We start from the raw sequence: 13,884 nt of genomic DNA, 5'->3' as shown, positions 1-13,884 counted from the left end.
GTCAGCGCCCCTGATCCCAGCGGTACGGCGCAACCAGCGGGTTGCCACCGGGGTACGGGACGTTGTGGTTGCAGGGGCTCGGCATCTGCCCGATGGTGCGACCCCACTGCAACTCCAGCCAAGTCAGGTTGCACTCGAACCGGGTTCCGGTGAAGAAGCCCTGGTCGATCCGGCTCAGCGTCAGGTCGACGATCAGCGTCAGGTTGGCGTAATCGCCACGCAGCCAGTTGGTCAGCGTTTCTTTCGGGAACGGGAACGTCGGCAGGAAGCTCAGCGACCGCGTCAGCGCGGGCCCGGCGTCGGCCAGCGACTGCAGTACGGGGCCGATGTCCTTGAGTTCCTGAACGAGCGCTTCCTGAGTCTGGTTGACCGAATCCGCTGCCAGCGCACTGAATCTGCCGAGCTGCACCAGGGCTTCGGACAACTGGTCTCGTTGATCGCGCAACACCGCCAGCGCATCCGGGATGGTCTTCAACGCCCTGTCGACGACGGGCTTCTGTTCGGCGATCTGCCCGACCAAGTTGTCGAGGCTCTCCGAGGTGGCGATGATGTCGTTCTTCTGATCGTCGAGATGGCCGACAGCGATGTCGAGTTGTTCGATCAGGCTGCGCAGGTCGTTTTCCCGGCCGGTGAACGCGACGCTGAGCGCCTCGGTGATGTCCTGAATCTGGCCCAGCCCACCGCCGTTGAGCAGAAGCGCGACCGCGGCCAGCGCCTGCTCGGTGGTCGGGAAGGCGCCCGCGTTCTCCAGCGGGATCAGCGTGCCTTCTTTGAGTCGGCCTTCCGGCGGCGTGTTCGGCGGCGGCGACAACTCGATGTGCTGCGAGCCCAGCAGGCTGGTCTGGCCGATCTTGGCGGTCGCGTTGGCGGGCAGGTTCACGTCGCCGTCGATCGTCATGGTGACCAACGCGTTCCAGCCTTGGCGCTCGATCTTGCTGACAGTGCCGACGTTGACGTCACCGACGCGGACGCGGGAGTTCTGCTCGACGTTGTCGACATCGGGCATCTGCGCCTGGATCGTGAACGAGTCCGGCCCGTGGCCCTGGGTACCCGGCAGCGGGACGGAGTTCAGTCCCCGCCAACCACATCCGGATGCGGCTACGGCGACAGCGAGGACGGCCGTCGCCGTCTTTACCGCCGGTCTCATGACCCGCCTCCCGGCACCATCATGCCCTGCAGGCCCGCGTTCGGATCCGTGGGAACCGGCACCTCGGCCGCCCCCGGCGGGGCGTTGAGCATCAGCGGTCCCTGGCCGGGCGGAAGTGTCGCCGGGTCGGCGGCCGGCGGCGCGGCAATACCCGGCGGCGGCGGACCGACAGGCGCAGGACCACCCGGCGGGATGTAGTCGGGGCGCAGCCAATCTTCGCTGTAGGTCAGCTCGTTGGGCCGTGTGGTGGCACCGATGAGCTGGTTGAGACCCAGCGGCGGGTAGTTGTACTGGCGGTTCTTCATGATCGGTGCGAGGTATTGCACGCACAGCTTGGCCGATTCTTCGGCGCCCAGGCGGGATGCGGCTTGCACTGCGCCGCACAGGAACTGGATCGGGTTGGCGAAGTTGTTGACCGCCAGGATGGCGCTCGCGCCACCCTGGGCCGGCTGCCAGATGTTGACGTAGTTCTGGAAGGTGTTCGGCGAGCTGTGCAGGAACTGCTCGACATCGTCGAGGCTCTCGTTGAGCGCCGTGGTGACACCCGCCAGCTTCTCCGAGGTGGTCCCCAGGGCGTCGCGATTCTCCGCGACGAAAGCCTGCACCTCGGGGACGACCGCGTTGAGATCCCTGATCGCGCTGGCCACTTCGTCGGGACCGTCGGCCAGCAGCCCGGTGACCGAGGCCAGGTTCTGGTTCAGCTGCCGCATCAGGTCCGTGCTGTCCTGCAGTGCCGACACCAGGATCGCGAGGTTCTTGATCGTCGAGAAGATGTCGGTGCTGTGATCGCCCAGCGCCGAAAACGCCTGCGACAGCTTGACGACGGTCTCGCGGATGCTGGCGCCCTGGCCCCGCAGGTTGTCGGCGGTCGTGTTGATCACCGATCCGAGCGGGCTCACCCCGCCGGGTTCGGTCGGCTGCAACGTCTCGCTGAGACGTTCCAGCTGTCCCCGCACCTGATCCCATTCGACGGGCACGACGGTCCGCTCCTCGGGGATGACCGTGTTGTCGCCCATTACCGGCCCACCGGTGTAGACGGGCGTGAGCTGGATCGCGCGGGAGGTGACCAGCGCCGGTGACAGGATCGCGGCGCTCGCCTCGGCGGGCACGTCGTAACGGCTGTCGTACCAGAACGAGATCTTGACCCGTTCGGGTTCGGGTTCGATCGAGGTGATGCTGCCGACCGGCACGCCGAGGATGCGGACGTCGTCACCGACGTAGATGCCGTTGCTGTTGTCGAAGTAGCCGACGACGTTAATGCGGTTCACTTTGTCCGTCGTTCTCACCAGGATTGCGACGCCGACGACCAGCAGCGCGACCAGGACGAGACCGACCCAGGTTCTGGGGTTCTTCATGGCGTGCCCTCCCCGGGAACGGGAACGAGCGGGGGCGCTTCACCGGGAGCGGGAACGAAGAGCCCGGTGTTCGGGGTCGGAATGGATCCCGTTCCGTGCGGTGCCAACGCGGGCGGTCCCGGCGGCGGTCCGCCCGGCGGCGGCGCGGGCAGCGGTTCGCGATACGGGTAGCACCCCGTCGGGCCCGGCGCGGGCAGGCCACCAGGACCGCCAGGGCCGCACCCCGCATCCCCGGGGTTGCCGGTGATGGCATCGGGAATCGTCATGCGTGGTTCGCCGCCCTGGCCGGTCCGCGGGAACGGCACCGGCATCGCGGGCGTGCCGGGCTGGCCGACCTGCGGGTCGAAACGCTGCGACGGCAGAAGCACATTCGGGTCCAGGCCGAGATCGGAGAAGGCCACGTCGATGAACGGCTGCAGGAACTGGCCGGGCAGCAGATTGGAGATGTAGTTCTTGAAGAACGGGCCCGATGACACCGACTCGCCCAGCGACAGCGAGTACTGGTTCAGCAGTTTCAGCGACTCCTGAAGGCGTTCCTTGCGGTTGTCGAGGATCGTCAGCACCCCGTTGAGTTTGTCCAGCGCGGGCTTCATCGTGGCGCGGTTCTCGCCGATGAAACCCTGCAGCTGCTGGCTCAGTGCGGAGATGCTGCCGGAGATCTGATCCAATGCCGCACTCTGACTCTGCAATTCGGCCAGCAGCGCGTTGGTGTTCGACACCAGGCTGACGACCTGATCGCTGCGCTCAGCCAGGACGGTGGTGGCCTTGTTCGCGTTGGCGAGCAGACCGCGCAGTTCGGCGTCGCGCTCGTTGAGGGTGTCGGAGAACCGTGCCACCCCTTCCACCGCGATCTTGAGCTGAGGCGGGGTGTCGGCGAACGTGGCCGAGAGCACCCGGAGCGACTCGGACAGCTGATCGGTGTTCAGTCCGCTGATCGTGGTCGCCAACTCTCCGAGCGCATCGGGGAGCTGATACGGCGACGTCGTGCGGTCGAGCGGGATCGTGCCGTCCTGCTGGCCTTCACCGCGAGCGACGACCTCGAGGATCTTGGTGCCCAGCAGCCCCTTGGTCTTGATCGCGGCCTCGGTGCGATCGCCGAGCCGGATGTCCTTGTCGACGGTGAACGTCACGAGCACCTGCGGGCCGTCAAGCTCGATGTGCTTGACCTGGCCGACCTTGAAACCCGAAACCTGCACGGCCGCATCGGTGGTCAGCCCGCCTGCCTCGGCGAAATGTGCGGTGTACTCGCGGCCCGGATCGAAGAACGGCAACTTGTCGTAGTTCACCGCGCCGAGCACGATGGCCGCCGTGATCCCGACGCCGACCGCGCCGATGATGAACTGGTTGCGCTCGCTGAACGGCTTCATCGAGGTGCGCACCTCCCGCTGGACTGGCCCGCGACCTTGATGTAAACCGGTTGTCCGCCTTTGCCGTTGGTCTTCAGGACGAGGTCGCACAGGTAGAAGCTGAAGAAGTCGCCGTAGATACCCTGCCGGGCCAGCGCCTTGTAGGCGTCCGGCAGTGTGTTGATGACGTTGTCGAAGTACTCGTGATCGGCGACGACGATCCCGGCGCTGCGGTCGGTCTCGGTGATCACCTTCTGCAGCGGGGGCCGGGCCTCCGACAGCAGGTCGGTGATGCTTCCCGCGGCGGCGTTCGTGTACGCCAGCCCGTCGCTGATGTCCTGCCCGCGGGACTCAAGCCCCTCCACGAGTTCGGACAATGAGGTGACCGCCTTGTCGAACTGGTCGCTCTGATCACCCAGCGACCCCAGCACCGTGTTCAGGTTGACGATGACGTCGCCGATCAGCTGATCGCGGTCAGCCAGCGTGCTCGTCAGCGCAGCCGTCTGCGCCAGGAACGAGTTCACGGTGCCACCCTGGCCCTGCAGCGCGGTGATGAGCTGGCCCGACAAAGCGTTGATCTGTTCGGGATTGAGCGCCTGGAACAGCGGCCGGAACCCACCGATCAGTGCATCGAGGTCCAACGCCGGTGAGGTCCGGGCCAACGGGATGGTCTCGCCGGCGTTGAGCTTCTGCGTACCGCCCGCGCCTTCCTCCAACGCGAGATACCGGCCGCCGATCAGATCGTCGTACCGGATGACGGCGCGGCTTCCCTCGGTGAGCACCACCGAGTCGTCGGCGGAGAACTCCACCAGAGCCGTGGTGTCGGGCTGGATCTCGACGTTCGTGACCTTGCCGACCTCGACTCCGGCGATGCGAACGAAATCGTTGGTCTCCAAGCCCGTCACGTTGATGAACTCGGCGCGGTAATCGTGCGACTTCTCCCCGAAGCGCATCTGGCCGAACACCGCGAACAGACCGAACACACCGAGCAGGCACACAGCCAGGAACACGCCGAGGCGCGTGGCGTCTCGGCGGACACTGACTGCCATCGCTTGCCTTTCTGTGCGTTCTGGTCGGTGTGAGTTCTAGCGGGGCGGTCCGGGAAGCGCCGGAACCGGGGGCGGGACGAACGGATACGGAACAGCGGTCGGCTGCAGCTGGGCCGGATTCGGAACGACGAACGGCTCAGATCCGGGGCGCGGGCCGGGATCCCGCGGAGCTCCCGGCGGCGGCGCGGGCGGCAGCCCGGGCCACAGCGGCGTGCCGTCGGGCGCGTACAGCTGCGCTCCGTAGGCGGGAGCACCGGGGTATGGAACCGGTCCGATGGCGGGCCCGCCGAAGTTGTTGCGGATGCTCGGGGGCTCCGGCACGGCGCGCGTCACCGGGAAGTAGTTGGCATAGATCGGGAAGGCGATGCCCGGGTTGGGCCGCCAGTCCAGACCTGAGCCGAAACCGGTGTTGGTGACCAGGTTTCGCACCGGCCAGTTCTTCGACACGTCCGGCAGGGAGCCGCAGCCGGGCTTGCCGCCCGGACCACCCTTGGCACCGATGATCGGCAGGTGCTGCGGGTACTTGTAGGGGTCGTCACCGAAGGCCAACCCGGCGTCAAGCACCAGCGAACGGCCGTTGCCGCCGGGGCTTTCATACCCACCGTTGTCGAGCAGGTGCTTGACGCCCAACAGCAGACAGGTGTACTCGGGGTTGTACTTGAGGAGCAGGTTGGTCGTCGGCGCCAGCACGTTGACGGCCTTGATCAGGTTCGCCTGGCTGGGCGCGAGCAGGTTGATGCCGCTGTTCGACAGCCCGACGGTGGACAGCAGCAACGCATCCAGCTCCTTGGACTGGTTGACCACGGTGGTGCTGGTCGTGCTCGCAGCGTCCAACGTCGTCAGGATGTCCTGTGCCGCAGCGCTGTAGGTCTGGTTGAACGCGTCCAGCGACCGCAGGTCGGCGGTGATGGTCTCGTTGCGCGGATTGAGCGCCAGCAGAACCTGATTGGCGTCCGTGGTGGCCTGGCCGATCCGTTCGCCCTGTCCGCGAACACCATCCGCGAGGGCCGACAGCGTGCTGTTCAGCTTCGCCGCGTCGACCTGATCCAGCACCTCCACCAGATTCTGGAAGACCGTGTTCACCTCGGTGGTGACGTTGCGCGACACCAGCACCTGGCCGGATTCGAGGCGCTGGTTGCTCGGGTCGTCAGGGAAGACGAGGTCCACGAACTTCGCGCCGAAGATCGTGGTGGCCCGGATCTGGGCCTCGACGTTCGACGGAATGTACTGCACCTGATCGGGATCGATCTCCAGCTGCAGGGCCACGGCAGGCTCGGTCTGACCCGTCACCGCGATGTTCGACACCCGGCCCACCTGCACGCCGCGCAGCTTGACCTTGGCGTTGGTCTCCATGACCAGGCCCGCCCGATCGGACGTCAACGTCACCGGCACCGTGCTTTTCAGCGACCCGGTGAATAGCGCGTACGTCACGTAGATGGCCACGACGAACAGCACAACCAGGATGAGCGTCCACCATCCCGGCTTGAGTCCTTCGTCGTCCATCGCTCAGCCCGCCAAGTTGAAATTGCCGGATTGCCCGTACACCGCAAGGGAGATCATCACGAGTACGAACGCGGACAGGATCAGCGACGTGCGCACGGCACGTCCCACGGCCTCACCGACGCCGGCGGGTCCGCCGCTGGCGCTGAAGCCGTAATAGGTGTGCACCAGCATGATCACAACGGCCAGCACGATGCACTGGGCGAAGGACCAGACGAGGTCCGTCGGGTTCAGGAACGTCCGGAAGTAGTGGTCGTAGACACCGGTCGACTGGCCGTAGATCACTGTGGTGCCGAAGCGGGCCGCCCAGAAGGAGGCGAGCACCCCGACGCAGTACAGCGGAATGACCACCAGCAGACCGGCGATGACCCGGGTCGACGCCAGATAGGCGACGCTGCGGATGCCCATCACCTCGAGCGCGTCGATCTCCTCGTTGATGCGCATCGCACCCAGTTGAGCGGTGGCGCCCGCGCCGATCGTCGCCGCCAGCGCGACGGCCGTCGTCGCCGGTGCGATCAGCCGCACGTTGAAGAACGCCGACGCAAATCCGGTCAGCGCCTCGACGCCGATCTCCGCGAAGTCCGTGTAGCCCTGCACCGCGACTAGCGCTCCGGTGGTGACCGTCAGGAATCCGACGATCGCGACGGTGCCGCCGATGACGATCAACGCCCCTGCACCCAAACCCATCTGGGCGATCTGCCGGATCAGCTCGATGCGGTACCGGGTGACGGCAATGACGACCGAACGCAGCGTGCGGCCGTAGAACTTCGTCTGAACCCCAACCTGATTCCACGGTCCCGCGATGGAGCGGTACCGGGCTTTGAGCCACGGGAACTGGGAGTGGGGCCGCGAGACGGTCACATCGTCACCTTCACCGCGACGGCTGTGGCGACGATGTTGATGGCGAACAGCGCCATGAACGTGAACACGACGGTCTCGTTGACGGCATTGCCGACCCCGGCGGGTCCGCCGCCGACCGAAATGCCCTTGTAGCAAGCGATCATTCCGGCCGACAGACCGAACAGCGCCGCCTTGACGAGGGCGATGATGACGTCGGGGGCGCCGATGATCAGCGTCAGCCCGGAGGCGAAGGCGCCCGGCGACACGTTCTGGATGTAGACGCAGAAGAAGTACGCACCGGCCAGGCCGACCAGGATCACCGTCGCCGACAGGGCCAGCGACACCAGCGTCGCGGCCAGCACCCGTGGAACGACAAGCGCCTGAATGGGATTGACCCCCATCACGCGCAACGCGTCGAGTTCCTCGCGGATCGTTCTGGCGCCGAGGTCGGCACACATCGCCGTCGCACCCGCGCCCGCGACCACCAGAACCGTGACGATGGGCCCGATTTGGCGGACGGTGCCGAGCGCGGCACCGGTGCCGGAGAAGTCGGCAGCGCCGAACTCGGTGAGCAGGATGTTGAACGTGAAGGTCAGCAGCACCGTGTACGGAATGGTGAGCATCAGCGTCGGGATGATCGACACGCGCGCGACAAACCAGGACTGACTGATGAACTCGCGCCAGGCGAACGGCGGCTTGAACATCACGGCGAAGGTGTCCAGCGCCATCGAGAAGAACCCGCCGAAGGCGCGCATGGGTTTGGAGATCACGCCAGAAGCGACCATTTAACCGGTCCCTCCTCGTGTAACCCTCACCGCCATAGGTCCCCCCAACAACCGGCCTGGACCCAGTTTGGGTGCCGCTGAGGTTACACAGGTGAGGACGCTGGAGAACCGTATATCAACAAATTCTGGCCGGGCAACACGAGCTCCGGATCGCGGCTTAAAGCCCTGCTACAGCGTCTTCCAGCTCGGCGATGACGATGCGGTGCATGCCGAGCATGGCCCTGGTGGCTGCCGCCGCCTTTGCCGGGTCAGCATCGGTGGTGAGTTCGGTCAGCCGGTCGGGCACGATCTGCCAACTCAGCCCGTAGCGGTCCTTGAGCCATCCGCACTGCGATTCCTCGCCCCCGTCGACCAGTCGATCCCAGTAGTGGTCGACCTCGGCCTGGTCTCGGCAGGCCACCGTGAACGAGACCGCCTCGGTGAACGGGAACATCGGCCCGCCATTGATCCCGATGAACCGCTGCCCGTCCAGCGTGAACGTCGCTGACACCACCTCGCCCGGAGTCCCCGGACCGGCTTCGGTGTAGCGCTCGATCGATTCGACCGACGAGTTCGGGAAGATCGAGCTGTAGAACGCGATGGCGTCCTCCAGGTCGTTGTCGAACCAGAGCGAGGGTGTGATGGCGGGCATGGCGGTCTCCTGTCGGTCGAATTCTCGATACCGTTGGGACCTCGCGAATGCCGACAACTCATCGCCGGTCGGCGGGAACCCCCACGACTCGTAGCGCGAAATCGACGACAGCCACCTGTGCCTGCTTGTAGACCTCCGGGTCGTCGGAGGTCTGAGCTCCGAGGACGCGGCTGACGGTGGCATTGATCGCTACGGCGTCGGTGTCGGGGTCGGTCACCGGAAAAGACCCGTCGGCCTGACCCCGGCGCAGGATCTCGGCGAGAGAACGCTCACGCTCGGTGTGCAGCCACTCCCGCACTTCGCGGTAGCCCTTGGCCACCCGGACCTCCTCGGAGTCGATGACGATCAGCCGCATCCGCTGGCCCGGGTCGACCACGATGTCGAACATCGCCCCGATCCACGCCGCGAGCTGTTCGACCGGAGAACCGGAGGCCTCGTCGGCGATGCGCTCAACTTGGTCGACGACGGCCCGACACTCCTGTTCGAGCAGGGCCAGATACAGGTCGTGCTTGGAGACGAAATGCCGGTAGAACGCTCGGCTGGACACTCCTGCGCTGCGCAGCAGCGCCGCCATCGGCACCGGCCCGGACTGGGAGTCCGCGAGGAACCGACAGGCGGCAGCCATGATCTTTCGGCGGTCGTCGTCGCGAGCATCGGGTTGCACGACCGTAAATATTAGGGAAAGTGGAGCCTCACCGGACCCAAGATGGCCGCAACACGCGCGCTGAGTAACGTGATCGTCCGGGGTTAGCCGAGAGGACGCCTGTGAGCGATTCGAAGACCGCGACGTTCCGGGGCGCAGACGATCTCGCTCTCGTCGCCGACGAGTGGAACAACCCAGAGCAGACGGTCAGCTTTGACGAGTCCCGCCCGTCGGTTCTGATGTTGCACGGCGGCGGCCAGAACCGCTTCTCGTGGAAGAAGACCGGGGACATTCTCGCGTCGCAGGGTTTGCACGTCGTGGCCCTGGACAGCCGCGGGCACGGCGACAGCGACCGCTCCCCCGACGCCAGGTACACCGTCGAGGCACTGTGCGAGGACACGCTGCGTGTGCTCGACGCGATCGGACGGCCCACCGTGCTGATCGGCGCGAGCATGGGCGGGCTGACGGGCATCCTGGCGGCTCGGCAGGCCGGCCCGGACATGGTGTCCCGCCTCGTCCTCGTCGATGTGGTGCCGCGGTACGAAAAGGACGGCAGCGCGCGTATCCGCGATTTCATGTTCAGCCACGTGCACGGTTTCGACTCGCTCGAGCAGGCCGCCGACGCCGTCGCCGCGTATCTGCCGCACCGCTCGAAACCCCGTAGCCCCGAAGGCCTCAAGAAGAACCTGCGCCAGCGCAACGGCCGCTGGTACTGGCACTGGGATCCCGCGTTCCTGACCAAGCCGAACGAGGATCCGTTCGTCCGTGTCGAATTGCTCGAGCAGGCCGCGATCGAGCTGACCGTTCCGATTTTGCTGATCCGAGGAAAACTCTCCGATGTGGTGAGCGAAGAAGCGGTCCAGGATTTCCTGGCCAAGGTGCCGGGCACCGAATTCGCCGAACTGTCCGGGGCGGGCCACACCGCCGCGGGCGATGACAACGACGCCTTCTCCGAAGTCGTCAGCGAGTTCGTGTTGCGGCCGTGAGCACGCCGTCGTGCGCCGGCTTCAATTTCCTGGAGCAGCGCGAGTTGCCTGCGCCTCAGGTGAGTGAGGCTGCGGCACAAGAGATCCTGGCCTCCCATTACGGACTCACTGCCCGTGTCACGTCGCTGGGTAGTCAGCAGGACAAGAACTTCATCGTCCACGGCGACGACGGCGGCGCGCTCGGCGTCCTGAAGATCGCGAACCCGGCATTCACCGCCGACGAGATCGCCGCCCAGGATGTCGCGGCCGAGCTGATCGCCGACACCGAACCGGGCCTTCGGGTGGCGGTCCCGCTGCCCAACTCCGCGGGCGAGAACTGCACCGCAGTCACGGGTCTGGTCGAGGGAACCGCGTATGTCCGGCTGCTGAAGTACCTGCCCGGCGGAACGCTGATCGAGTCGGGTTACCTCACGCCGGCGAGGGTCGCCGGACTCGGTGATGTTGCCGGCCGGGTGAGCCGGGCGCTGCGGGACTTCAACCATCCGGGCCTCGACCGGATCCTGCAGTGGGACTTGAGGTTCGGGATGGCGGTCGTGGACGAGCTCAGCTCGCATGTCGCTGACCTGGATCTGCGGGGCCGCTTGCAGACGGCGGCACGAGACGCATGGTCGCGGATCACGGTGCTCGATGAGGCGTTACCCCGGCAGGCCGCGCATATCGACCTGACCGATGCCAACGTCGTGGTTTCCGCTGCCGGAACCCCGGACGGCGTCATCGATTTCGGCGACCTCTCGCACACGTGGGCGGTGTCCGAGCTGGCGATCGCCGCGTCGTCGGTGCTGGGGCATGCCGGCGCGGAGCCGACTTCGGTGCTTCCGGCGATCAAGGCTTTTCACGCCGTGCGCCCGTTGGCGGCCGCCGAGATCGATGCGCTGTGGCCGATGCTGGTGTTGCGCACCGCGGTTCTCATCGTCAGCGGAGCCCAACAGGCCGTACTCGACCCCGACAACGACTACGTCACCGGCCAGACCGACGGTGAGATGAGGATGTTCGAGCTCGCCACGTCGATCCCGATGGATGTGATGACGGCGACGATCCGAGCACATCTCGGGTTGGCCGAGGCGCCCCATCCGGTCCGGGTGCAGGCACAGATCATCGCTGTCGAGCGAGCGGCTGCGGTGACGTTGGACCTGTCGACCGCATCAGACATCTACGACGACGCGTTCGACGATGCCGGCGCGCTGTCCGATGACTTCGTGAGCGAATCCGCTTGGGCTGCATTGCAGAAGGGCGCCCCGCTCGTCGTCACCCGTTACGGCGAGGCCCGGCTGTGCAATGCAGCGCGCCTGAGTCAGGAGGCTCCTGACGTCGTCGCCACCAGTATCGACCTGTGGGCGGCCGCCGACACGGATCTCGCGGCACCGTGGGACGGCGACGTGACGGCGGACGCGTCGGGGCGGGTCACGTTGCGCGGCGAGCATTTCGAGCTGACGGTCGACGGTGTGGCCGATGCCGCGGAGGGCCCGACGATCGCGGGTGAGGTGTTGGGCCGATTCTCGGCGAGGCAACGCGTCGGGCTCTCGGTGCGCCCGGTGGGCGCAACCCCGGCGCCGCCGTTCGCACGTGCCGACGTGGCCGCCGGTTGGCTGGCGCACACCTGCGATCCGCGGCCGCTGCTCGGGCTTGCGCCGCTGACGCGGGGCGACGGTGGTGATCTGCTGGCGCGGCGAGACGCGAGTTTCGCTCCCGTGCAGGAGTTCTACTACCGCACACCGCCGCAGATCGAGCGGGGCAGAAGGCATTTCCTGATGTCCACCGAGGGGCGCAGCTACCTCGACATGGTCAACAACGTCACGGTCCTCGGCCACGCTCACCCGCGGATCGCGGGCACGGCGTCTCGGCAGCTGCGCAAGCTGAACACCAACTCGCGATTCAACTATTCGGCGGTCGTCGAGTTCAGCGAGCGATTGGCGGCGCTCCTTCCCGACCCCCTGGACACCGTGTTCCTGGTGAATTCCGGTTCGGAGGCCAGCGATCTGGCGATCCGGTTGGCGACTGCCGCAACTGGCCGTCGCGACGTGGTCGCCGTGCGGGAGGCCTACCACGGCTGGACGTACGGTACCGACGCGGTCTCGACGTCGACGGCCGACAACCCCAATGCTCTTGCCACCCGCCCGGATTGGGTCCACACCGTCGAGTCCCCGAACAGTTTTCGCGGCAAGTACCGGGGGGCCGACGCGTCCCGGTACGCAGGCGACGCGGTCGCGCAGATCGAGGAGTTGATCGCCTCGGGGCGGGCTCCCGCGGCGTTCATCTGCGAGAGCGTTTACGGCAACGCCGGCGGCATGGCGCTGCCCGATGGCTACCTTCAGCAGGTGTACGCCGCGATCCGGGGCGGGGGCGGCCTGGCGGTCTCGGATGAGGTTCAGGTCGGCTACGGCCGCTTGGGTCAATGGTTCTGGGGGTTCGAGCAGCAGCACGCCGTGCCCGACATCGTGTCGGTGGCGAAGTCGGTGGGCAACGGGTATCCGGTGGGCGCGGTCATCACGACACGCGCGGTAGCTGACGCGTTCTCCAGCCAGGGTTACTTCTTCTCGTCCACGGGCGGCAGCCCATTGTCGTGTGCAGTCGGACTGACGGTGCTCGACGTGTTGCGCGATGAAGGTTTGCAGGACAACGCTCTTCACGTCGGCGGTTACCTCAAGGCCAGGCTGGAAGGATTGCGCGACAGGCACCCATTGGTCGGAACCGTTCACGGCTTCGGCCTGTACCTGGGCGTCGAGATGATCCGCGACCCGCAGACGCTCGAGCCTGCGGTCGAGGAGACGTCGGCCATCTGCGATCGGATGCTCGAACTCGGCGTCGTCATCCAACCGACCGGCGACCACCAGAACATCCTCAAGACCAAGCCGCCGCTGTGCCTGGACATCGAGGCCGCCGACTTCTACGTCGACACCCTCGACCGGGTTCTCATGGAGGGCTGGTAGGGCGCCGAACGTGAAGCTATGCGCGAGATTTCGTCTCGATCTCGGGCGTTTCTTCACGTTGGGCCACCAACTCCGATGCGACGTACGCCCGGGCGATGTGTTGGGCGTCCGCGGCGGGCACGGAGCGCACGACCTTCTGTGACCCCAACCCGTCGATCAGCGTCAACAGCCGGCGCGCGGCCGCATCGACGTCGCTGACCGTGAACTCGCCAGTGCGCTCCCCCAGCGCGACAATTTCGGCGATCGTGTCCTGCCACTGGCCGGTCAGGTCGTCGGCGGCGTCAGCCAGCACGGCATTGCGGCGGCTCAGCGTCCAGGTCTCCAGCCACAGCGCGCTGCCCTCGTCGCCGTCGTCGGCCAGCACATAGTCGATCAACGCGGTCATCATGTCCGCGGCACCGTCGGCCGCGGCGATTCGCGATCGGGCGCTGTCCAGGTCTGCTTGCGCAGCGGACCGGAACGCTGCGGCGATCAGCTGCTCGGCCGCCGAGAAGTAATGACTGACCAGGCCTGCCGTGACGCCCATGTCGGATGCGACGCGGCGCAGGGTCACCGCCGACAACCCTTCGGCGTGGGCGATGTCGACGGCCTTGGCCAGCAGTTCGCCGTGCCGTTCAGCGGGCAGCTTGCGCTTGGCGTCGCGGATTGCGTCGGGCACGGACGGTCCTTCCTGTT

Annotated in this window: 12 protein-coding genes; 2 read left to right on the top strand and 10 right to left on the bottom strand. The window is 66.5% G+C overall.

All coding sequences use genetic code 11. The features are described from left to right. Window position 1: 1 nt before the first annotated feature. The 9 genes from P9A17_RS15910 to P9A17_RS15870 form a co-directional block, all read right to left on the bottom strand. Window positions 2-1,147 (bottom strand): MCE family protein, encoded by a 1,146-nt coding sequence (locus P9A17_RS15910; RefSeq protein ID WP_278039593.1) that lies wholly within the window; start codon window positions 1,145-1,147, stop codon window positions 2-4. After that, the gene (locus P9A17_RS15905; protein WP_278039592.1) at window positions 1,144-2,502 is read right to left on the bottom strand and encodes an MCE family protein; all 1,359 of its coding nucleotides are present in this window, start codon (window positions 2,500-2,502) and stop codon (window positions 1,144-1,146) included. The genes P9A17_RS15910 and P9A17_RS15905 overlap by 4 nt, the downstream gene beginning before the upstream one ends. After that, the gene (locus P9A17_RS15900) at window positions 2,499-3,869 is read right to left on the bottom strand and encodes an MCE family protein (protein WP_278039591.1); all 1,371 of its coding nucleotides are present in this window, start codon (window positions 3,867-3,869) and stop codon (window positions 2,499-2,501) included. The genes P9A17_RS15905 and P9A17_RS15900 overlap by 4 nt, the downstream gene beginning before the upstream one ends. Continuing rightward, entirely contained in the window at window positions 3,866-4,897 is a 1,032-nt protein-coding gene (locus P9A17_RS15895) for a virulence factor Mce family protein (RefSeq protein WP_278039590.1), read from the bottom strand. The genes P9A17_RS15900 and P9A17_RS15895 overlap by 4 nt, the downstream gene beginning before the upstream one ends. Window positions 4,898-4,933: 36 nt before the next feature. Beyond that, a complete protein-coding gene (locus P9A17_RS15890) occupies window positions 4,934-6,400 on the bottom strand; it encodes an MCE family protein (RefSeq protein ID WP_278039589.1) in 1,467 nt (488 codons plus the stop codon). A 3-nt stretch (window positions 6,401-6,403) separates the two neighbouring features. Continuing rightward, window positions 6,404-7,258, bottom strand: coding sequence for an ABC transporter permease (locus P9A17_RS15885; RefSeq protein WP_278039588.1), 855 nt, complete (start codon window positions 7,256-7,258; stop codon window positions 6,404-6,406). After that, window positions 7,255-8,022, bottom strand: coding sequence for an ABC transporter permease (locus tag P9A17_RS15880; protein WP_278039587.1), 768 nt, complete (start codon window positions 8,020-8,022; stop codon window positions 7,255-7,257). The genes P9A17_RS15885 and P9A17_RS15880 overlap by 4 nt, the downstream gene beginning before the upstream one ends. A gap of 157 nt (window positions 8,023-8,179) precedes the next feature. After that, window positions 8,180-8,653 (bottom strand): VOC family protein, encoded by a 474-nt coding sequence (locus P9A17_RS15875; RefSeq protein ID WP_278039586.1) that lies wholly within the window; start codon window positions 8,651-8,653, stop codon window positions 8,180-8,182. Between the two features lie 58 nt (window positions 8,654-8,711). Then, the gene (locus P9A17_RS15870) at window positions 8,712-9,278 is read right to left on the bottom strand and encodes a TetR/AcrR family transcriptional regulator (protein WP_278039877.1); all 567 of its coding nucleotides are present in this window, start codon (window positions 9,276-9,278) and stop codon (window positions 8,712-8,714) included. A 140-nt stretch (window positions 9,279-9,418) separates the two neighbouring features. Here P9A17_RS15870 and P9A17_RS15865 point away from each other — a divergent pair, with 140 nt between their 5' ends. Both P9A17_RS15865 and P9A17_RS15860 read left to right on the top strand, forming a co-directional pair. Then, complete coding sequence (locus P9A17_RS15865; RefSeq protein WP_278039585.1) at window positions 9,419-10,282, top strand: alpha/beta hydrolase; 864 nt, start codon at window positions 9,419-9,421, stop codon at window positions 10,280-10,282. After that, entirely contained in the window at window positions 10,279-13,209 is a 2,931-nt protein-coding gene (locus P9A17_RS15860; protein ID WP_278039584.1) for an aminotransferase, read from the top strand. The genes P9A17_RS15865 and P9A17_RS15860 overlap by 4 nt, the downstream gene beginning before the upstream one ends. A 16-nt stretch (window positions 13,210-13,225) precedes the next feature. Here P9A17_RS15860 and P9A17_RS15855 read toward each other — a convergent pair whose 3' ends face one another. After that, window positions 13,226-13,867, bottom strand: coding sequence for a TetR family transcriptional regulator C-terminal domain-containing protein (locus P9A17_RS15855; RefSeq protein ID WP_278039583.1), 642 nt, complete (start codon window positions 13,865-13,867; stop codon window positions 13,226-13,228). Between the last annotated feature and the right edge of the window lie 17 nt (window positions 13,868-13,884).

The sequence above is a fragment of the Mycobacterium sp. 236(2023) genome (genome assembly GCF_029623955.1).
Lineage (GTDB): Bacteria > Actinomycetota > Actinomycetes > Mycobacteriales > Mycobacteriaceae > Mycobacterium.
Note: the sequence above shows the minus strand (reverse complement) of the source record. Positions and strands in the feature narration are given on the sequence as shown.